Consider the following 20,970-nt stretch of genomic DNA (forward strand, 5'->3'; position numbering starts at 1 on the left):
GCTTGTAACAATTGCTTCAAACTTTTGGCAGCTGCTTTCAAAGAGGGCACCCGTGGCACGCACCGTCATCGTAAAGGACAGGCTCAAGGACATGGCCGGTGCGCTGACCCCGGCCGAGCGGCTGTTGTCCGACACGCTGTTGCGCGACTATCCCATGGCCGGGCTGCAATCCATCACCAAGCTGGCCGAGGCCTCGGGCGTATCGACGCCGACAGTCATCCGGCTGGCGCGGAAACTGGGGTTTGACGGCTTTCCCGAGATGCAGGCCGCGCTGCGCGAAGAGGCCTCGGCCCAGATCAAGAAACCGATCCTGAAGCGCGAGGGATGGCCGCAGGGGCGCAACGATTCCCCCGCCTTCCGCAATTTCGCCGAAGCGGTGTTCGACAACCTGAACCAGACGATCGAGCGGCTCGACCCCGCCACGTTCGACGCGCTGGCCAAGGTGCTGGCCGACACGCGGCGCAACATCTTCCTGCTGGGCGGGCGCATCACGCGCTCGAACGCGGATTACTTTTTCAATCACCTTCAGATCGTCCGCCCCGGCGTGACGCTGTTGTCCCCCTCGCCCAACGTGTGGCCGCAATACCTGATCGACATGGGGCCGCGATCCGTCCTGGTGATATTTGACATCCGCCGCTACGAGGCAGATCTGGCCACGCTCGCAAGCCTCGCCAGGGAGCGCGGCGTGGTTATCGTGCTGTTTACCGACCAGTGGGGCTCGCCGATCTCGCAAACCGCCGATCACGTCATCAACGCGCTTGTCGAGGTGCCGTCAAGCTGGGACTCGACCCTCGGGATCAACCTGATCGTCGAGGCGCTGATCGCCGCGATCCAGACCCGGCGTCAGGACAAGGCGCGCGACCGGATCGAGGAACTGGAGGACATGTTCCGCTCCACGCGGATTTTCCGCAAATAGAGGGCGGCACGCCGTCCCGCCCCCTCACGCATGTGACGCCGCCGTCACCGCAGGCGAGGCATTGACCCGGATGACGTCGGCGGCGGCGGCAAGATCGTCCAGCAACTCCGCCCGCGCTGTCGCTGCGGCGGGGCCGTCGAGCCGCAGGATATAACTGGGGTGCCATGTTACCAGCACCGCGCCGCCGTCATGGGCGGTTTCGATCTGCCCACGGCGCGCCTTCAATGGCGCATCGTTGCCGGTCAGCGCGTAGGCCGCCGAGCCGCCAAGGGCGACGGTCAGTGTCGGTTTCACGAACCGGCGTTCGAGATCGAGCCACCAGCGGCAATGGTCGATCTCGTGCCGGTCCGGGTTCTGGTGCATCCGGCGCTTGCCCGTGGGGCGGAATTTGAAATGCTTGACCGCGTTGGTCATCCAGCTGTCGCCGAGGCGGGCCTCGTCCATCAGCCTCGTCAGCAACTGGCCCGCTGGCCCCACGAAGGGTTTGCCCGCGAGGTCCTCGACATCGCCGGGCTGTTCGCCGACGATCATCAGGTCGGCCTCCTTGTTGCCCCTGCCCCAGACCGTCTGCGTGGCGGCCTCGCACAGCCCGCAACGCGTGCAGTGCATGGCGGCGGTGCGCGCCTCCTCCATGCTCTGCGGAAGATCGGCGACCTTGGGCTGTGGCAGGCGGCTGAGAATGCGTTCGGCATGGGCGGGCGCTTCGGTCGGCATGGCAGCGCGCATCCTTCCCACGCGCGCCTCGGCATCGGCGAGCATGCCGGGAATGAGGTCGGTCTCGGGCAGGTTCTTCCAGTATTTCAGCGGCATTTCCGAGCGCATGGCCTGAAGATGCAGGCGCGCGGGGTTGAAGATATTGGCGAAATAGGTGCCCCACAACGCCTCGGAGGCGTCTTCGGGCAAGTCGGGGCGCGCCGCGGGCGGGTGGAACGTATTGGTGCCATCCTCGAACCGGGCCACACCCTGCGGCGTGGCGATCATCCAGTCCATGTCGGCAAAGCGCTTGGCGAAGAAAGGCGTGCCTGTCTCAAGGATGAAGTGATCCGGCTCGAACCACGCACCGAAGCGGCGGCGGGGGCCGTCCGAAGGCAGTTCGCGAAAGCGGACGAAGGCGTGCATCTTGTGGATGTCGCGACGCACGGGCTTTTGCAGGACCGAGAGTTTGCGGGCGATGGGATCGGCGGGGTTGGCCAGCGCGCGACGGTCGGTCTGGTGACGGTGCAGCGCCTGGTAGAGCAGCGTCGGCGCCTCGGTGCCGGAATGGCAGAGGGCGGTTCTGGCCAGCGTCAGGAAATCCTTGGTGGTCGTCACCGCGTGGGGGCCATCCGCCTCGGGCAGCGGGTCGGCGGGGAACAGGCTGCTGTGCTCTCCCCTGCCCCATTCGACCTGATCCGGCGGCACGGCGTGGGTCAGCAGGCGTCGGGCGGCGTCGCGCCATGCCTCGAAAAAACCGAGCGTCGGGAGGATCACCCGGTACATTAGAAGAGGCTCAGCTGTTCCGGCGCAGGCGCAAAGCGGGCGCGCAGATTTGCGCTGTCGGTCAGGCCGCCGGGGGACCAGTCGGGCGTGGTGAAAAAGGATTTCGCCATGCCCATCCGCGCGCCCATACGCAGAAGGTCGGCATAGCGCAGCGCGCCGGAGCGACGCGCGGTGAGGATACGATTGACGGTCTTGGTCCCGAACCCCGGTACGCGCAGGAGCACGTCACGCCCAGCGCGGTTCACGTCGACGGGGAATTGTCCGCGATGCACCAGCGCCCAGGCGAGCTTGGGGTCGATATCGAGATCGAGATTGCCCGAGGGGGCCACATCGGTGATCTCGTCCACGTCGAAGCCGTAGAACCGCAAGAGCCAGTCGGCCTGGTAAAGCCGATGCTCGCGCACCAGCGGCGGCTTGATCAGCGGGAGCATGGCGGAGCTGTCGGGGATGGGCGAGAAGGCCGAGTAGTAGACGCGGCGCAGCTTGTAGCCGGTGTAAAGCCGCGAGGACGTCGTGAGGATCGCCTTGTCGTTCGAGCCGTCCGCGCCGACGATCATCTGCGTGGACTGGCCCGCCGGTGCGAATTTGGGCGCGCGTTTTCCGGTGTGGGACCGTTCCTTGCTGGCCTGCTGTTTCAGCCGCACCGAGGCCATCGCGGCGCGGATCGTCTCGGGGCGCTTTTGCGGCGCCAGCGTGCGGGTGCTGTCGTCCTTCGGCAGCTCGATATTCACCGACAGGCGGTCGGCATAGCGCCCGGCCTCGTCGATCAGCTCCTGGCTGGCCTCGGGAATCGTCTTGAGGTGGATATAGCCCTTGAAGCCATGATCCTCTCGCAGCATCCGGGCGATGCGGGTGATATCGGCCATGGTGTCGTCAGGGCTCTTGATGATGCCGGAGCTGAGGAACAGCCCCTCGATATAGTTGCGGCGGTAGAATTCCAGCGTGAGATTCACGACCTCTTCAGGCGTGAAGCGGGCGCGCTCCACGCCGCTGCTGACGCGGTTGATGCAATAGGCGCAGTCGTAGATGCAGAAATTCGTCATCAGGATCTTGAGCAGGCTGATGCAGCGCCCGTCGGGCGTGTAGGCGTGACAGATGCCGCTGCCCCCCGCGCTGCCGATGCCACCATTGCGGCTGTCGCGGCGGGTGGTGCCGGACGACGCGCAGGAGGCGTCGTACTTGGCGGCGTCGGCAAGGATGGCGAGCTTGTCGGAGAGGGATTTGCGCATGTGAACAAAAATAGAACACTCGTGCCAGATTGCAAGAATGGTTAACCGCGCCGGCTCGGACAATTCCGCGCAGACCAGCCTGCGGCGCGGCATCCGCGCGCAGGGGGTGGAACATGCGCCGAGCGGCGCGGGTTGGTCGGACAAGTCCAATCCACCTAGCGAGAGAGGCCAGCATGTCCAAGATCGAAACCATCAACCCCGCAACCGCAGAGAAGATTGCCGACTACGAGACCATGAGCGAAGCCCAGGCGATCGAGGCCGTCGAGGCCTGCCATGCCGCGTTCCTCGACTGGCGCGAAAAGAGCCATGAAGACCGCGGCGCGGTGCTGAAAGCGATTGCAAAGGAGCTGCGCGAAAACACCGGCGAGCTGTCGCAGGTGATGACCCGGGAGATGGGCAAGCTGCTGAAAGACGGCAAGGACGAAATCGAGCTGTGCGCGCAAATTTTCGATTACACCGCCGAGCACGGGCCGGGCCAGTTGAAGGACGAGACCCGCGACCTGGGGGACGGCAACAAGGGGCTGGTGACGTATCAGCCGATCGGCGTGGTCTATTCGATCCAGCCGTGGAACTTTCCGATGTATCAGCCGGTGCGCGTGCTGGCCGCTGCACTGATGGCGGGCAATGGCTGCGTCCTGAAACATGCCGAAATCTGCACCGGAAGCGCCCTGCGCCTGCGGGAGATCTGTATCAAGGCGGGTCTGCCCAAGGGTATCTTCCGGGTTCTGCTGATCGACCATGACACGTCGGACAAGGTGATCGCGCATGACAAGGTGCGCGGCGTGACGATGACGGGCTCGGATGCGGCTGGCAGCCACATCGGCTCGGTCGCCAGCAAGGCCCTGAAGAAAACCGTGCTGGAGCTTGGCTCGAACGACGCCTTTCTGGTGCTGGAAGACGCGGATGTGGAACAGGCGGTGAAGCTGTCGGTCCAGGGTCGGCTCTACAACAACGGCCAGACCTGCGTGAACGCCAAGCGGTTCATCGTGACCGACAAGGTCCATGACCAGTTCGTCGACGCCTACGTCGCCGCGATGGACAAGATCAAGGTGGGTGCGCCCGACGACGACGACACCGAGCTTGGCCCGCTGAGCAGCCAGGAGCAGCTTGAGACGGTCATGAAGCAGGTCGAGGAAAGCGTCAAGAAAGGCGCGAAAATACTCTGCGGCGGCAAGAAGCTGGATCGGGACGGCGCCTACTACCCCGCCACCGTGCTGGGCGACGTCACGCCCGGAATGCCGGCCTATGACGACGAGATCTTTGGCCCCGTGGCCTCGGTGATCCGTGCCAAGGACGACGAGGATGCGATGCGCATCGCCAATGACAGCCGGTATGGACTGGGTGGCGGCATCTTTTCTAAGGACACCGAACGCGCGACCGAGATGGCGAAGAAGTACTTCGACACCGGCATGGTGCGGATCAACAGTTTCGGTGCCGCGCATCCCAACATGCCGTTCGGCGGCGTGAAGGACTCGGGCTATGGCCGCGAGCATGGTGGCTTCGGCGTGCGGGAGTTCGTCAACATCAAGGGTATCTGGCTGGATTGATCCAGCCTGCCACCCCACCGAAACGGAACATGTGAGAGTAACGATGACCAAACGAAAGACACTGACCACCACCTCGGGCAGCCCCTACACCACCAACGAGACCTCGCGTACCGCCGGTGCGCGGGGCCCGGTGATGCTGGAAGATCACCAGCTGATCGAAAAGCTGGCCCACCAGAACCGCGAGCGCATCCCCGAACGCGTGGTGCACGCCAAGGGCTGGGGGCTGCAAGGCACCTTCACGGTAACCAAGGACATCACCCAGTATTCCTGCGCCAGGCTGTTCTCCGAGGTCGGCAAGCAGACCGAGGTCCTGTCGCGCTGGTCCACCGTCGCCGGCGAAAGCGGCGCGGCGGATGCCGAGCGGGACGTGCGGGGCTTTTCGCTGAAGTTTTACACCGAGGATGGCAACTGGGACATGGTGGGCAACAACACCCCCATCTTCTTTGTCCGGGACGCGTTCAAGTTCCCCGACTTCATCCGCACGCAGAAACGCCACCCCAAGACCAACCTGCGCTCGCCCGAGGCGATGTTCGACTTCTGGGCGGGCCAGCCCGAAAGCGTGCACCAGGTGACGATCCTGATGTCGGATCGCGGCATCCCGCGCAGCCCGGCGCACATGAACGGCTATGGCAGCCACACGTTCTCGATGTGGAACGACAAGGGCGAGCGGCATTGGGTCAAGTTCCACTTCCGGACGCACCAGGGTCACGAAACCCTCTCGGATGCCAAGGCGGCCGAGATCATCGGGCACACGCGCGAAAGCTATCAGGAAGAGCTGTGGCACATGATCGAGGACGGCAATTATCCCAAGTGGACGCTGTTCATCCAGGTCATGACCGAGGAGCAGGCGCTGGAAACCGAGTTCAACCCGTTCGACCTGACCAAGGTCTGGCCGCATGACGATTTCCCGCTGATCGAGGTGGGCGAGCTGGAAATGCACACCTTCCCGGAAAACTATTTCCAATTGGTCGAGAACGCCGCCTACAGCCCCAACAACGTGGTGCCCGGCATCGGGTTCTCGCCCGACAAGATGCTGCAGGCGCGGCTGTTTTCCTATGCCGACGCGCATCGCTACCGCCTTGGCACGCATTACGAGATGCTGCCGGCCAATGCGCCCAAGCAAGCCGAGGTGCGGCATTACCACAAGGACGGTGCGATGCGGTTCTTCACCAACGATTTCGGCAATCCGAACGCCTATTACGAGCCGAACCAGTATGACGGCCCCGTGGCCGACGAAAGCGCCGAGGAGCCGCCCCTGCGGATCGACCCGGAGGCCGTGGTGGGCCGGTTCAAGCAGGAGGAAAGCGACGTCGACTACGTGCAGCCCCGCGCGCTTTACGCCGAGGTGCTGAGCGACGAAGAGCGCGACCGCCTGCACAAGAACATGGCCGGTGGCATGGCGCCCGTGTCGGAGGACGTCAAGGAACGCTGGCTGGCCGTTCTGAAGAAGGTGCATCCCGACTACGAGGCGGGCGTGCGCAAGGCGCTGGAGACCGGCAATCACGGTGAGCCGTCGTTGCCGGTGACGGACGACACGCCGGTGGAAGCCGCCGAGTAGCCTTCGTCACGGACACCGCGCAGCAATAAGAAAGGGCCACGTCCGGGCGGGACGTGGCCTTTTCATGTCGGCAATTCGATGGGGCCCCGGCCAACCATCGCAGATGGCCGGGTGCATCGTGGTCGCGTCAGTTCGACGTGGTGGTACTGCTCGACCCGTCGAGGGCAATGATGAGCAGAACCCCGGCCCCGGCCGCAGCTGCCGCCGCGACGGCCGCCGGGCCTTGGCCCATGCCCATGCCGGCGCTGGCACAGCGCGCCTGTACGACGTCGCCACCCGCGCCGAATTGCGCGCCGAGCAGGTCTGCGCCGCCACATGCGTTGACGCGGACGGCATATGCCTGGGCGGTTTCACCAGGAAGAAGCGGCGGACCGCTTTGTTGAGCCGCGGCTTGAAGCGGCAAGACCACGCTGAACGCGATAGCGCAAGTCGTTCCGAGAATACGTTTCATAATCACTCGCCTTGTTGTCATTCCGTGTCCGCACGACGGCAGAATGCCGTAGCACCTGATGGGTAAGGCTAGAACCGTCAGAGACAAGTTCAATCAACTTTTTGATGACTGGCATTCATTCGCTGATGGACGCTCGGTCTGCTTTGCCATCGTGTCACGGTGGCAAAGCGGACTTGCGTGCCACAGGTCCAACCGCCGCCTGAGCGCCAAGCAAGATTGCCCGCGCAAGTCGCCCGGGAAAAGGCCCCGCGGCGCGACCGCCGCCCCCCAATCCCGGGTCACGGAAGGGCCCCGCCTCAATTCGCGGCACCGGGGCGGTTTTGCGGGTCCGTCCTGCGCTATGCGGTCGCCATGCCGAAATTTGTGTTCTACTGTCGGGCCATGACCCTTGGCCCGCGCCTTCTTGTTTTCTCGGATCTCGACGGAACGCTTCTGGACCACGAAAGCTATTCCTGGCAGCCGGCAGCCGGAGTTCTGAGGCGGCTGGAGCTTGCGGGCTGCGGCGTGATCCTGGCCAGCAGCAAGACCGCGGCCGAGATCGCCCCCCTGCGCGACGCCATGGGTCTGGGTGAGTGGCCTGCAATCGTCGAAAACGGCAGCGGCGTGCTGGACCCGGGCGCGAATGGCACGGGCGACGACGCCGCCTACCGGGAACTTCGCGCCGCAATCGCGCGTTTGCCGGCAGGGTTTACCGGGTTTGGCGACATGACATCTCAGGACATCGCGGCGCATACCGGGCTGTCGGTCGAGGCTGCCGAACTGGCGCGGGCGCGGCAATTCAGCGAGCCGGGGCTATGGTCAGGCAACGACGCGGACCGAGAGAGGTTCATCGACAAGGCGCAACAGGCCGGCATGGCGGCGCAACAGGGCGGGCGGTTTCTGACCCTGTCCCACAGCGGCACCAAGGCCGATCGCATGGATGCGTTGATCGCCCGCTATCGCCCGGCCAGAACGGTGGCCCTGGGCGATGCGCCGAACGATGTCGAGATGCTGAACCGGGCCGATTTCGGCATCGTGGTGGCCAACCCGGCCTCGCCCGGCATCCCGCCCCTGCCCGGAGAGGACGCGGGCCGCATCCGGCGCACCCGCCTGCCCGGCCCCCAGGGCTGGGCCGAGGCGATGACCGCGCTTCTGGACGAGTTAACCACCACGAAAGATCCCTGACCACATGGCCGATTTTCATCAGAACGGAAATATCACGACGCTGCACAACCTGCGCACCCGCAGTCTGGACGACCTGACCTACGAGCTGACGGCGTTTGCCGAGACGCGGAAGATCTCGCTGATCCTGCCCAGCCTGTATTCCGAGCTGGAAGGTCCCGCGCTGGACCACATCATCAACGAGTTGCGCGAGGTGCCCTATCTGCACCGGATCATCATAGGGCTCGACCAGGCCGACGAGGCGCAATACCGCCACGCCATCGAGTTTTTCGGCCGCCTGCCGCAGCAGCACATGGTCCTGTGGAACGACAGCCCCCGGATGAAGGCGCTTGGCGCCCGGCTGGAGGACAAGGGCATCGCCCCCGAAGAGCCGGGCAAGGGCAAGAACGTCTGGACCTGCATGGGATACCTGATCGCCTGTGCCGATACATCCGTCATGGCGCTGCACGATTGCGATATCCTGACCTATGACCGAGAGCTGCTGGCGCGGCTGATCTATCCCGCCGCCCATCCCGGCTTTCGCTACCAGATGGTCAAGGGATACTACCCGCGCGTCGACGGAACCAAGCTGAACGGGCGCGTGACGCGCCTGCTGGTCAGCCCTCTTTTGATCGCGCTGAAGAAGGTGATCGGGGATCGCGATTACCTCGATTACCTGCGCAGTTTCCGCTATCCCTTGTCCGGCGAGTTCGCCATGCGCACGCCGATGCTGCCCGATCTGCGGGTGCCCTCGGACTGGGGGCTTGAGATCGGCGTGCTGTCCGAAGCGTGGCGCAACCTGGCGCCGCAATCGGTCTGCCAGGTCGAGATCTCGGACGCCTACGACCACAAGCACCAGGACCTGTCGCCCGAGGACGCCTCGAAAGGCCTGAGCCGGATGTCGACGGATATCTGCAAGGCCATCTTCCGCAAGCTGGCCTCGGACGGGACGGTGTTCACCCCGAACCTCTTCCGCACGCTCAAGGCCACCTATTACCGCATCGCGCTGGACTTGCTGGAAAGCTACTACGCCGATGCCAAGATGAACGGCTTGAACGTGGACCGCCACAAGGAAGAGAAATCGGTCGAGCTTTTCGCCGAGAACATCATCCGCGCCGGAACCGTTTTCCTGGAAAATCCCCAGGCGACGCCCTTCATCCCGACATGGAGCCGCGTCCATGCCGCCGATCCGGAGTTCCTGTCGGATCTCAAGGCGGCGGCGATCCAGGACACCGAGGAATTCAGCTGAGGGCGTCGCGCTCTGCCGCTCCGCGGCGGTTGGAAATCCAGCGGCACTGGTAAGGCGCGAAGGAGACCGTTTCGGCGTCAAAGTCGATCACGTCGCCGGACAACAGGTCGCGCCAGGTGTCGTCCTCGATCATGTTGAGGTCGGCGGGGTTTACGGTCACCGTTTCGTCGCTGACATTGTGGATGGCAAAGATCGACTGGTAGCGGTCGAGGCTTTGCCGCCAGACCCCGAAGAGCCGCGGATCGAGGCGCAGGGTGAACTGCGTGGCGTTTGGATGAAACCCCGGCTGGCGGGCGCGGATGCGCAGACGCTCCGACAGGGCTTTCATCACCCGCGCCTGGTCCGAGCCTTCGTCTTCCATCCGCTCCAGCAGGTCGGGGTAATGCCAGCGATGCCTGTTGATCGCCCGGTTCATGCCGCGCCGCGTCACCCCCTCGTGATCGCTGGGCGTGGCGAGGAAGGAATGGATGTAGAAGGCAGGAATACCCTCGAGTGACATCGGAATGGTCTGCGAACAGATGAAGCGCTCGAAATGGTGGTCATCCTCGCCCCTGAAGGTCGTGCGCATTGCGTCGAACAGCGAGCAGTTCAACTCGTAGGCCTGTTCGGTGCCGTCGGGCATGGTGCGCATCGACACCAGCGCGCCGGCCGCCTGGGCGGTCTCGATCATGCGGGCCTTCTCGTCCAGGGGCAGCACGCCCTCTGCGGGACGCATCCCGATGCCGTCATGGCTGGCGGTGAAGTTCAGGTAGGCGCAGCCCAGCTGCGCGGGCGGCATCGTGGCCTGCCAGCGGTTGAGATATTCCGCCGAACCCGACTGCATCGCGTGCAGGATCAGCGGCGGCAGCGGGAAGTTGTAGACCGCGTGCGCCTCGTTGCGATTGCCGAAATAGCTGAGGTTCTCGCTGCGCGGCACGTTGGTTTCGGTCAGCAGCACCACGGTCTCGAACGTGTAATCCACCAGAAGTCGGATCAGCTGCACGATGGCGTGGGTCTGCGGCAGGTGGATGCAGGACGTGCCCGGTTCCTTCCAGATGAAGGCCACGGCATCCAGCCGCAGGGTGCGCACGCCCTTGTCGATATGCATCCGGATGATGCGCAGCATCTCCAGCAGCACCTCGGGGTTGGAAAAATTCAGGTCGATCTGGTCGTGGCTGAAGGTGCACCAGACATGGCGGTCGCCGTTCCGCGTCTCGATCTTCTGCAAGAGCGGCGTGGTGCGCGGGCGCACGACCGCGCTCAGGTCCTGGTCGGGGTCGGCCTCGTAGAAGAACTTGTCATAGGGCGCGTTGCCCTGCCGGTACTGGTTGAACCAGTTGCCCTGGCTGGAGACGTGATTGAGCACGAGGTCCGACACCAGGTGAAAGTTCGAGGCGATGCGGCTGATATCGCTCCATTCGCCCAGGCGCGGATTGACCGCGCAATAATCGGTCACCGCAAAGCCGTCATCCGAGCTGAACGGAAAAAACGGCAGGACATGAACGCCGTCGACCACGCCGCCCATGTAGCGGGACAGGAAATCCTCCAGCAGGTCGAGCGGTTTGTGCGCGCCGTCAATGATGGTGTCGCCATAGGTGATCAGGAAGGCGTCCTTTTCCGACCAGAGCCGGTTGCTGGGCGTGCGGGCACGTTTGCGGGGCACCGAGCCTTCGGGCCAGAACGCGGCGATGATGGCGCGCGCAAGGTCCGGCGCGGACTCGTCGGGATAGATTCGGGACAGAAGCTCGCGCAGCCGCGCGTTCAGCAATTTGTGTTCCTGGTGCACGCCCGGATATTCCCCTGACCTTGTCCCGCGGACCCGGAGGTATCGGGCCGGGTCCGCCCCGTATTGAGCATATCAGCCGGCACGATGAAAGCGGCAGAGCACAGTTTGTTCAAGCTGGAAGCCCTGTTAGCCCGGATTTTGGGCAGTTGGTGACCACGGCTGCGCCTGCCTGGGCGACGGGCCGCCTTGATCACCGCGACATCTCCCCGGCGATGCGACCCGCTGTCCCTGGTCGCGGGTCATCCGCCGCACGGCCGGATCATACGGCGCGCGGAGGTTCGCAATATTTCATAATGGGCGGTGTCAGTAATTCCCAGCCACGTATTTGGCGATGGCCGCGCCGCGCGAGTTGACCGACAGTTTCTGGTAGATCGCCTTGAGGTAGTATTTCACCGTGTTCTCGCTCAACCCCAGCCGGGCCGAGATCTGGAAGTTGGTCAGCCCGTCGCCCAGGAGCGCCAGGATCTCGTGCTCGCGCCGCGACAAGGCGTCGGTGTTCTCGGACGTAAGGCGCCGCAGGATCTCGGTCGGCACGATGGAATGTCCCTCGATCAGCTTGCCCAGAATGCGCGGCAGGCTGGTCAGGATCTGGCCCATCATGCAGACCGAGTTGGCCCCGGCCTTGATCGCCGTACGGATGAAGGCGAACTCGGTTTCCTCGGCCACCACCACAACCATCACGTCGGGATAATCCTTGCGCACGATCGACAGGACCTGCGTCAAATCGCCATCGGCCAGCCGCACCCCGAGGATCAGGATGGTCTTGCCGGTGGCATGGGCGAGGTGCTTGCGCAGGCTGGCCTTGTCGGTCGCGTAATGCCCCAGCTCAACCTCGGGAATCTGCGTCACCAGCGACCCGATTCCCTGACAGACGATCAGCTGCCGGTCGGCGACGATAACCTGCGGCAAAGCCGTGGTATGACTTGTTTTTTCAGCTGATGTCATGATCGTTCCGGGGGCAGCTTTCATGCGCCGGCTCCTTGTTCCTCCTCACCGTCAGCTCCCCAACAGACGGACCTCGTCCAGTCATAACACCAGTAGAAATGACTGAAATCAAAGGAAATTTCTGTATGCCGGTGTATGCCGAGTCGCCATACCGCCCGATATGTCACCCGGGCGGGTAGGAATTACCCACCCAATGGGCGGTTTCCTCCCGGTTTTGCCGCGAACGGGTCTTCACAGAGACGATTTGCGTGCTACGACCCTGCGTCAAGTCATGTGACAGGGAGCGAGAACATCATGAACGGTTACCAGCATCTTTTCATCCCCGGCCCCACCAATGTGCCGGAACCCGTGCGGCAGGCCATGAACGTGCCGATGGAGGACATGCGCGCGCCCGACTTCCCCGACCTGGTGACCGGGCTGCTGACCGACATGAAAAAGGCGTATCGGCTGGAGAACGGCCGGGTCTTCATCTTCCCCTCCTCGGGCACGGGCGCCTGGGAAAGCGCCATCCAGAACACGCTGCAACCCGGTGACAAGGTCCTGATGTCGCGCTTCGGGCAGTTCTCGCTGCTGTGGGTGGACATGGCCGAGCGTCTTGGCCTCGACGTTGTGCTGTGCGAGGTCGAATGGGGCAAGGGTGTGCCGCTGGAGGAGTACGCCAGGCACCTGGAAGCCGACACCAACCACGAGATCAAGGCGGTCTTCGCCACGCAGAACGAGACGGCGACCGGCGTGACCTCGGACATCGCTGGCGTACGCAAGGTGCTGGACGCGGCGGGCCACCCGGCAATGCTCTTCGTCGACGGCGTCAGCTCCATCGCCTCGATCGAGTTCGAGATGGAGAAATGGGGTGTGGACCTGGCCGTGTCTGGCTCGCAGAAGGGCTTCATGCTGCCGGCGGGTCTCGGCTTTCTCGGTGTCAGCGACAAGGCGCTGGAGGCCAACAAGCGGCTGGCCAATTCCGGCATGTCGCGCTGCTATTTCAGCTTCGAGGACATGATCAAGCTGAACGATACGGGCTATTTCCCCTACACGCCCGCCACCCAGCTTCTGCGCGGGCTGCGCTGTTCGCTGGACATGATCCTGGAGGCCGGGATGGAAAGCATCTGGGCACGTCACAAGCGGCTGGCGCAAGGCGTGCGTGCCGCGGTCGAGGCCTGGGACGGCTGCGAACTGGTGGCACGCGGGCCCGAATGGGAATCCGACACGGTCTCGGCCATCTACGCGCCCGAAGGCGTGGATGCCCGCGACGTGATCGCGACCGCCTACAACAAGTACCAGACCTCGCTGGGCACGGGTCTCAACAAGCTGGCGGGCAAGGCGTTCCGCATCGGGCACCTCGGTTCGCTCAACCCGGTGATGCTGTGCGGGGCGATCTCGGCCGCGGAAATGGCGCTGGTCGATGCCGGCGCCAGGATCGAGCCCGGCTCCGGCGTGGCCGCCGCGCAGGCGCATTACCGCGACACGACACCCGACAACGCCAAGGCCAGCCCCGCCAAGGCGGCGTGATCCCAAAGGGTTGATTGCAACTGCCCTGCCCTTGGCGCATCCTGCGCCGAGGGCAGATCACGACAAGGGAAGAGACATCATGAAAATTCTGGTAACGCGCGCCTGGCCGAAGGCGACCGAGGACCGTTTGACCAATGCCGGGCTGGGCGACGTGACGCTGCGCCACCCCGACACGCCGATGAGCCATGACGAGTGGATGGAGGCGGCCAAGACCTATGACGTGATCATGCCCACCGTCTCCGACAAGATCCCGGCGGAGTTCTATCCGGCGGCCAAGGGCAAGGTGAAGATCTTTGCCAATTACGGCGTCGGTTTCAACCATATCGACATCGACGCGGCGGCGGCGAACGGCATCGCCGTGACCAACACGCCGGACGTGCTGACCGACTGTACCGCGGACCTGGCGATGGGCCTGCTGCTGGCCGCCGCGCGCCGCATCGGCGAAGGCGAACGCGAGACACGCGCGGGCGGCTGGGAAGGCTGGCGGCCCACCCACATGATCGGCAAGAAAGTCACCGGCGCCACGCTGGGCATCATCGGTTTTGGCCGCATCGGCCAGGCGATGGCGCGCCGGGCCCATAACGGGTTCGGAATGCGGGTCGTGTTCCAGGACGCCTGGGAGGTGCCCGAGGACATCAAGAGCGCCAACGGCAACGCCGAACAGCTGCCCAGCATGGTCGAGGTCGCGGCGGAGGCCGATTTCCTGTCGCTGCACTGCCCCGGTGGCGCAGACACCTACAAGATGATCAACGCCATCATCTTCAACGCCCTGAAACCCGGCGCGATCCTGGTGAACTCGGCGCGCGGCGACGTGGTGGACGAGGATGCGCTTTTCGAGGCGCTCGATTCCGGCCAGTTGAGCGCGGCGGGCCTCGACGTCTACCACAACGAGCCCGCGCTCGATCCGCGTTTCCTGAAATACGACAACATCGTGCTGGCCCCGCACCTGGGCAGCGCCACGGACGGCACGCGCGAGGCCATGGGTTTTCGCGCGATCGACAATCTCGAGGCGTTCCTGAAAGGCGACACGCCGGGCGACCTCGTGACGCCGAAGTGACGTTTACCGAGTCTTAACCACGCCTGCGTCAAGATCGGGCCATGAGACATCATGGCCCGATTTCCGTCGAACAATGGTTCGACAGCCTGTTTTCCTCCAAGGCCGCGCGCGATGGCCGGATCGTGCGACGGAAACTGAGCGACGTGGATCGCTATGTTGGTCGCGACCGGCTTCAGCACGAGTTGTCGCGGCGCGGCTACCACGCGGTCGAGAACGCCGGACAAATCGTGATATTCTGCAATCAAGAGCCGATCCGCAAAATTCTGTGAGCCAATTTCTGCGCAGAAATTGGCCCGGAAAATACGCATTTTCCGGGATAGAATTTGCGCAAATTCTATCCGCGCAACCTTTGACCTGTTTCCTTTCGTAAACACCTGTTTCGCATCGGCTTTTCCGCGCATCCCAAGGTATCCCGTCATGGGCGTTCCGGGTAGCCCGCCCTACCCGTTCCGGCCCCTCCCCCAACCCGGGGTGCACATTGCTACCCGTGCGAAAGTATCGCGCGGGCGGATTGCAGGACAGAATGGGACAACACGATGCGAGGAGGGCATGTGCATGGACATCCATGAATTCCAGGCCAAGGAGCTGCTGAGCGGCTTCGGCGTGAACATACCGCGGGGTGGCATCGCCTACAGCCCGGAACAGGCGGTCTATCGCTGTTCGGAACTGTCGGGCAAAAGCTGGGTCGTAAAGGCGCAGATCCATTCCGGCGCCCGTGGCAAGGCCGGGGGCGTGCGCGTCTGCAAATCCGAGGAAGAGGTCTGGGATGCAGCCTCGTGGATGCTGGGCCGCAAGCTCGTGACCCACCAGACAGGCCCGAACGGCAAGCTGGTCAGCCGTCTGTACGTGGAAGAAGCCACCGACATCGCGCAGGAAATCTACCTGGGCTTCGTTATGGACCGCAAACTGGAGCGCGTCGTGGTCGTGGCCTCGGCGCAAGGCGGCATGGAGATCGAGGAGATCTCGGAAAGCGAGCCCGATTCCATCATCCGCTCGGTGGTCGACCCCGCGGTGGGCATGCAGAACTTCCAGGCGCGCGAGATCGCCTTCTCGCTGGGGCTCGATCCCGCGCTGATCAACCAGGCGGCCAAGACGATCATGGGCTGCTACCGGATGATGTGGGAAACCGACGCCAACATGGTCGAGATCAACCCGCTGGTGGTGACCGGCTCGAACGAGATCGTGGCGCTGGATGCCAAGGTCAGCTTTGACGAGAACGCGCTCTTCCGCCACCCGCACATCTCGGAACTTCGCGACAAGAGCCAGGAAGACCCGCGCGAGACCTACGCGGGCGACCGTGGCCTCAGCTATATCGGGCTGGATGGCCAGATCGGCTGTATCGTCAACGGCGCGGGCCTCGCGATGGCGACGCTCGACATGATCAAGATGGCCGGCGGCGAGCCCGCGAACTTCCTCGACGTGGGCGGCGGCGCCAGCCCCGAGCGGGTGTTGCAATCCTTCAAGTCGGTGCTGAACGACCCCAATGTCGAGGCGATCCTGGTGAACATCTTCGCCGGCATCAACCGCTGCGACTGGATCGCCGAGGGCGTGATCCTGGCGGTCAAGGAACTGGACCTGAAGATGCCGCTGGTGGTGCGCCTTTCGGGCACCAATGTCGACGAAGGCATGAAACTTCTGGCCGACAGCGGGCTGGACATCGAAACGGCCTCTTCCCTTGCGGAGGCGGCGGACAAGGTGGTGGCCGCGTGGCGCTCCACCGACAGCGCATATGCGGAGGCAAGCTGATGGCCATCATCATCGACAAGGATACCCGCGTTCTGGTCACCGGGATCACCGGCAGGATCGGCAGTTTTCACGCCCAGGACATGATCAACCACGGCACCAACGTCGTGGGCGGCGTGACGCCCGGCAAGGGCGGCACCAAGCACCTGGGCCTGCCGGTGTTCAACACCGTGAAAGGCGCCGTTGCAGAGACCGATGCCGAACTGGTGGTCAGCTTCGTGCCCCCGCCCTTTGCCGCGGATTCGATCATGGAAGCGGCGGATGCGGGCATCAGGACCTGCGTCTGCATCGCCGACGGCATTCCGGCGCAGGACATGATCGACGTGAAACGCTACATGCGGCGCTACAAGGCCGAGAAACGCATGCGCCTCATCGGCCCCAACTGCGCCGGGATCATCACGCCCGGACAGGCCTTCGCCGGTCTGATGCCGCCCTCGATCTACAAGCCGGGGCGCGTCGGCATCGTGGGCCGCTCGGGCACGCTGGGCTATGAGGCCGCCAGCCAGATGAGCGCGCATGGCATCGGTGTCAGTTCCTCCATCGGGATCGGCGGGGATCCGATCAACGGGTCCAGCTTCAAGGACATCCTGGAGCTGTTCGAGGCTGACCCCGACACCGACGCGGTGGTGCTGGTGGGCGAGATCGGCGGCCCGCAGGAGGCGGAAGCGGCGGAATATATCCGCGACCACATGACCAAGCCGGTGGCGGCCTATATCGCGGGCCTGTCGGCCCCGAAGGGCCGGCGCATGGGCCACGCGGGCGCCATCGTGTCGGCCTTCGGCGAGTCGGCGCAGGAAAAGGTCGACATCCTGAAACAGGCGGGCGTGACCATCGTGCCGACGCCGTCCTCCTTCGGGGAAGTGGTCGAGAAAATGGTGGCCTGACCCACGTCAGGGCGGCGCGCACTCTCCCAAGCGTTGCGCCGAACCTGGGCCATCACGAAGCCCCGGCATGTCAAGTGCCGGGGCTTATTCTGTCCAAGGGCCTGCGCCGCAAAGCTGATCCGAAGCGTCCGGTCCTTAACCTGGCACACCGGATGAAGGCGGGGCACCTGCAAAGGCCAGCCCCTGCCCTGCGCGTCTTCTAAAGCCATGATCCAGGTCGTTCGAAACGCTTTGGGTCAGCGTTCGATCTGGTCTGCAAGGCTCTCGGCCCGCGCGGCGATCTCTGCCAGAGACTCGGTTACCTGTTCGGGAATCACGGCCACCTCGACGCGTTCGGGCTCTGGCTGGGGCGCATTGCGCAGCTGGTCCAGTTCGGCCTCCTTCTCGGCCATCTTGTCCTCGGCCTCGCGCAGCTTGTCCTGCACGCCCGCGGTCTTGTCGGCCAGCATCAGGCCCGCCATCAGCAGCATGCGCGTCTCGGGGATGCGGCCGATCTGGGCAGACAGCACGCTGGCCTCTTCGTCCAGCATCTTCGCGGCGGCATGCAGGTAGTGTTCTTCGCCGTCCTGGCAGGCGACCTCGAAGGTGCGTCCCCCGATCTCGATCTCGACTTCGGGCATCAGGCGTCCTCCGCGTTGGATGTGTCGGGCCTGGCCGCGCCTTCCAGCACGGCGGTCAGTTCCGACAGGATGGCGCTGGTCTCGGCCCGGTCGGCGGCGCGGTTGGCGCGCAGGCTTTCCAGTTCCGCCATCATGGATTTGTTGATCAGGTGCGCCTCGCCAACGCCGGCGGCATTGGCCTCGCGCAGGGCGGTGTTGTTGTCGCGCAATTGCTGATTGGCCCGGCGCAGGGATTGCAGCTCGCCATCGAGCCGTGACAGCGACTGGGCGTTCTGCTCGCGCAGGGCCTCCAGTTCCTCCTCCAGCGCGTTGCGCTTGTCGCGCAGGGACTTGACCCGCTCTTCAAGCTGCTCGCTCGCCAACTTCTCATCCGCAAGGGCCTGCTTCACCTCGGCCAGTTCGGCGGGGTCCACCGCGGCCCCGGCGCCCGCTTCGAGCCCACGCCCGATGCGGTCCAACGCGGCGTTGATCCGCCGCTCCAATTCCACTATTTCGCTCATCTCCTCGGTCCCCGTCTGGCTTTGCCCGTCGTGGCAGGTCGTGGATCGGCACCCTGCATATCGGCACGGGTGCCGAAGAGTGCGCGAATCGCCCGCCTTAAGCATGTGCTGCAACTCTAACCAATGGTTACAGAAATTGCGCCCCTTAACGTGATACTGCAACCCAAGGCGTTTCGCGACAAACCCGAGGTGCGGCTTACCCGCGCAACGCGGCACGACAGCCAATCGTTGCCTGCGTTTCGCCATTGGATGACGCCCCGGGTCAAAGGCGAAACGCTTTGGGGCGGCGCGGGGGCGCTTGATCTTTGCTTCGGGGCTGGTATGCACGGCCCCGAATGCCATTTCCAAAAGGACGCTGCCCCGTGGATATCGCTGCCCTGCGCTCTGCTCATCCCGATCACTGGAACAAGGCCGCCGCCATCCGCGCGCTGACGCTGGATGCGGTCCACGCGGCCAATTCGGGCCATTCCGGCATGCCCATGGGCATGGCCGACGTGGCCACCGTGCTTTACGAAAAGCACCTGAAATTCGACGCGAGCGCCCCCAACTGGCCCGACCGGGACCGCTTCATCCTGTCCGCCGGGCATGGCTCGATGCTGCTCTATTCGCTGCTCTACCTCACCGGCTACGAGGGCATGACTCTCGACCAGATCAAGAACTTCCGCCAGTGGAGCGCGATCACCGCGGGCCACCCGGAAAACTTCCTGCATGACGCGATCGAGACCACGACCGGCCCGCTGGGCCAGGGCATCTCGAACGCCGTCGGCTTCGCCATCGCCGAAGAAGCCCTGCGCGCGCGCTTCGGCAAGAAGGCGGTGGATCACCACACTTACGTCATCGCCGGCGACGGCTGCCTGATGGAAGGCGTCAGCCACGAGGCCATCGGCCTTGCCGGGCGGCTGGGCCTGGGCAAGCTGATCGTGCTGTGGGACAACAACAACATCACCATCGACGGCAAGGTCGATCTGGCCAGCCGCACCGACCAGGTGAAACGCTTCCGCGCCGAGGGCTGGCAGGTGATCGAGATCGACGGGCATAACCCCGAAGAGATCGACGCGGCCCTGACCAAGGCCAAGACCGGCCGCCGCCCCACGATGATCGCCTGCAAGACGCATATCGCCCTGGGGCACGCGGCACAGGACACGTCGAAAGGCCATGGCGCGCTGACGGATGCCGACCAGATGGCGGCGGCGAAAGAGGCTTATGGCTGGACGACCGGCCCGTTCGAGGTGCCCGCCGACATCAAGAAAGCCTGGGAAGCCATCGGCAAGCGCGGCGCCGAGGCCCATGCCGAGTGGAAGACCCGCATGGGCGAGCTGAGCGACCGCCGCCAGGCCGAGTTCACCCGCATTATGGACGGCGACGTGCCGAAATCGCTGGCCTCGCGCATCCGCGCTCTGAAAAAGCAGATCTCCGAGGAAGCGCCCAAGGTCGCCACCCGCAAATCCAGCGAGATGGTGCTGGAGGTCGTGAACCCGATCATGCAGGAGACCATCGGCGGCTCGGCCGACCTTTCGGGCTCGAACAACACCAAGTCGGGCGACATGAGCGTGTTCGACGAGGGCAACCGCCGGGGCCGCTACATCCATTACGGCATTCGCGAGCACGGCATGGCGGCGGCGATGAACGGCATGGCCCTGCATGGCGGCATCCGGCCCTACGGCGGCACCTTCATGTGCTTTACCGACTACGCCCGCCCCGCGATGCGGCTGGCCGCGCTGATGAAGGTGCCCAGCGTCTTCGTCATGACCCATGACAGCATCGGCCTGGGCGAGGATGGCCCCACCCACCAGCCAATCGAGCACCTGGCGATCAGCCGCGCCACGCCCAACACCAACGTCTTCCGCCCCTGCGACACGGTGGAAACGGCCGAGGCATGGGAGCTGGCGCTGACCTCGAAATCGACCCCGTCGGTCCTGTCGCTGACCCGCCAGGGCGTGCCGACGGTGCGCACCGAGCACAAGCAGAAGAACCTGACCGCGCAGGGCGCCTACGTGCTGGCCGATGCCGAAGGCAAGCGGCAGGCGCTGTTGATGGCGACCGGCTCTGAAGTGGCGATTGCCATGGCCGCGCGGGACCTGTTGCAAGCCGAGGGGATCGGCACGCGCGTCGTCTCGATGCCCTGCTGGGAACTCTTCGAGGAACAGGACGAGGCCTACCGCCGCAAGGTCCTGCCCGCCGGTCCGGTGCGCGTCGCGGTCGAGGCCGCGATCCGCTTCGGCTGGGACCGCTGGCTTTTCGGCGAGCGCGGCAAGCGCGAGAAATCGGGCTTTGTCGGGATGCACGGGTTCGGCGCGTCCGCCCCGGCCGAGGTCCTTTACGAACAGTTCGGGATCACCGCCGAGGCCGTGGCCGAGAAGGCCAAGTCGCTGCTCTGA

18 protein-coding genes are annotated in these 20,970 nt (G+C 64.5%); 11 read left to right on the forward strand and 7 right to left on the reverse strand.

The annotated features are described in order from the left end of the window. Nucleotides 1–52: 52 nt before the first annotated feature. The gene (locus tag KUV49_RS13715; protein ID WP_315899513.1) at nt 53–916 is read left to right on the forward strand and encodes a MurR/RpiR family transcriptional regulator; all 864 of its coding nucleotides are present in this window, start codon (nt 53–55) and stop codon (nt 914–916) included. Nucleotides 917–940: 24 nt separating this feature from the next. On the opposite strand, the gene KUV49_RS13720 is transcribed toward KUV49_RS13715, so the two are convergent. Together KUV49_RS13720 and KUV49_RS13725 are read right to left on the reverse strand one after the other, a co-directional pair. Next, nucleotides 941–2,395, reverse strand: coding sequence for a UdgX family uracil-DNA binding protein (locus KUV49_RS13720; protein ID WP_222450430.1), 1,455 nt, complete (start codon nt 2,393–2,395; stop codon nt 941–943). Continuing rightward, entirely contained in the window at nt 2,395–3,624 is a 1,230-nt protein-coding gene (locus tag KUV49_RS13725; RefSeq protein ID WP_222450431.1) for a putative DNA modification/repair radical SAM protein, read from the reverse strand. The genes KUV49_RS13720 and KUV49_RS13725 overlap by 1 nt, the downstream gene beginning before the upstream one ends. 173 nt (nt 3,625–3,797) lie before the next feature. Between KUV49_RS13725 and KUV49_RS13730 the strand changes: the two genes are divergently transcribed. Both KUV49_RS13730 and KUV49_RS13735 read left to right on the forward strand, forming a co-directional pair. Then, the gene (locus KUV49_RS13730) at nt 3,798–5,171 is read left to right on the forward strand and encodes an NAD-dependent succinate-semialdehyde dehydrogenase (RefSeq protein WP_222450432.1); all 1,374 of its coding nucleotides are present in this window, start codon (nt 3,798–3,800) and stop codon (nt 5,169–5,171) included. Between the two features lie 43 nt (nt 5,172–5,214). Next, nucleotides 5,215–6,729 (forward strand): catalase, encoded by a 1,515-nt coding sequence (locus KUV49_RS13735; protein ID WP_222450433.1) that lies wholly within the window; start codon nt 5,215–5,217, stop codon nt 6,727–6,729. A gap of 127 nt (nt 6,730–6,856) precedes the next feature. On the opposite strand, the gene KUV49_RS13740 is transcribed toward KUV49_RS13735, so the two are convergent. After that, nucleotides 6,857–7,180: a hypothetical protein gene (locus tag KUV49_RS13740; protein ID WP_222450434.1), complete on the reverse strand. Its 324-nt coding sequence runs from the start codon at nt 7,178–7,180 to the stop codon at nt 6,857–6,859. Between the two features lie 381 nt (nt 7,181–7,561). Between KUV49_RS13740 and KUV49_RS13745 the strand changes: the two genes are divergently transcribed. Both KUV49_RS13745 and KUV49_RS13750 read left to right on the forward strand, forming a co-directional pair. Further along, entirely contained in the window at nt 7,562–8,344 is a 783-nt protein-coding gene (locus KUV49_RS13745; RefSeq protein ID WP_222450435.1) for an HAD-IIB family hydrolase, read from the forward strand. A gap of 4 nt (nt 8,345–8,348) precedes the next feature. After that, nucleotides 8,349–9,569 carry a glycosyl transferase gene (locus KUV49_RS13750; protein ID WP_222450436.1) on the forward strand — a complete coding sequence of 407 codons (1,221 nt, stop codon included), beginning with the start codon at nt 8,349–8,351 and terminating at the stop codon, nt 9,567–9,569. On the opposite strand, the gene KUV49_RS13755 is transcribed toward KUV49_RS13750, so the two are convergent. Together KUV49_RS13755 and KUV49_RS13760 are read right to left on the reverse strand one after the other, a co-directional pair. Continuing rightward, nucleotides 9,562–11,334 (reverse strand): sugar phosphorylase, encoded by a 1,773-nt coding sequence (locus KUV49_RS13755; RefSeq protein WP_222450437.1) that lies wholly within the window; start codon nt 11,332–11,334, stop codon nt 9,562–9,564. The two genes, KUV49_RS13750 and KUV49_RS13755, sit on opposite strands and share 8 nt — an antisense overlap. Before the next feature lie 303 nt (nt 11,335–11,637). Further along, the gene (locus KUV49_RS13760) at nt 11,638–12,303 is read right to left on the reverse strand and encodes a helix-turn-helix transcriptional regulator (protein ID WP_254701653.1); all 666 of its coding nucleotides are present in this window, start codon (nt 12,301–12,303) and stop codon (nt 11,638–11,640) included. Nucleotides 12,304–12,573: 270 nt separating this feature from the next. Between KUV49_RS13760 and KUV49_RS13765 the strand changes: the two genes are divergently transcribed. The 5 genes from KUV49_RS13765 (at nt 12,574) to sucD (ending at nt 17,472) form a co-directional block, all read left to right on the forward strand. Continuing rightward, nucleotides 12,574–13,788, forward strand: coding sequence for an aminotransferase class V-fold PLP-dependent enzyme (locus KUV49_RS13765; protein ID WP_222450438.1), 1,215 nt, complete (start codon nt 12,574–12,576; stop codon nt 13,786–13,788). A gap of 79 nt (nt 13,789–13,867) precedes the next feature. After that, nucleotides 13,868–14,845 (forward strand): 2-hydroxyacid dehydrogenase, encoded by a 978-nt coding sequence (locus KUV49_RS13770; RefSeq protein WP_222450439.1) that lies wholly within the window; start codon nt 13,868–13,870, stop codon nt 14,843–14,845. A 41-nt stretch (nt 14,846–14,886) separates the two neighbouring features. Beyond that, nucleotides 14,887–15,114: an N-(5'-phosphoribosyl)anthranilate isomerase gene (locus tag KUV49_RS13775; RefSeq protein WP_222450440.1), complete on the forward strand. Its 228-nt coding sequence runs from the start codon at nt 14,887–14,889 to the stop codon at nt 15,112–15,114. 286 nt (nt 15,115–15,400) lie between these two features. Next, on the forward strand, nt 15,401–16,591 hold the full coding sequence (locus KUV49_RS13780) for a malate--CoA ligase subunit beta (protein ID WP_152492724.1): 1,191 nt from the start codon (nt 15,401–15,403) through the stop codon (nt 16,589–16,591). Continuing rightward, nucleotides 16,591–17,472 (forward strand): succinate--CoA ligase subunit alpha, encoded by an 882-nt coding sequence (gene sucD, locus KUV49_RS13785; protein ID WP_152498115.1) that lies wholly within the window; start codon nt 16,591–16,593, stop codon nt 17,470–17,472. Before KUV49_RS13780 ends, sucD begins: the two co-directional genes overlap by 1 nt. A 236-nt stretch (nt 17,473–17,708) precedes the next feature. Here the strand turns inward: sucD and KUV49_RS13790 are convergent, their stop codons facing one another. Continuing rightward, nucleotides 17,709–18,092 carry a cell division protein ZapA gene (locus KUV49_RS13790; RefSeq protein WP_152492726.1) on the reverse strand — a complete coding sequence of 128 codons (384 nt, stop codon included), beginning with the start codon at nt 18,090–18,092 and terminating at the stop codon, nt 17,709–17,711. Beyond that, on the reverse strand, nt 18,092–18,592 hold the full coding sequence (locus tag KUV49_RS13795) for a hypothetical protein (RefSeq protein ID WP_222450441.1): 501 nt from the start codon (nt 18,590–18,592) through the stop codon (nt 18,092–18,094). The genes KUV49_RS13790 and KUV49_RS13795 overlap by 1 nt, the downstream gene beginning before the upstream one ends. Nucleotides 18,593–18,954: 362 nt before the next feature. Here KUV49_RS13795 and tkt point away from each other — a divergent pair, with 362 nt between their 5' ends. Beyond that, the gene (tkt, locus tag KUV49_RS13800; RefSeq protein ID WP_222450442.1) at nt 18,955–20,970 is read left to right on the forward strand and encodes a transketolase; all 2,016 of its coding nucleotides are present in this window, start codon (nt 18,955–18,957) and stop codon (nt 20,968–20,970) included.

Origin of the sequence: Roseovarius atlanticus, from assembly GCF_019802205.1 — a bacterium.
Taxonomy (GTDB): Bacteria; Pseudomonadota; Alphaproteobacteria; order Rhodobacterales; family Rhodobacteraceae; genus Roseovarius; species Roseovarius atlanticus_A.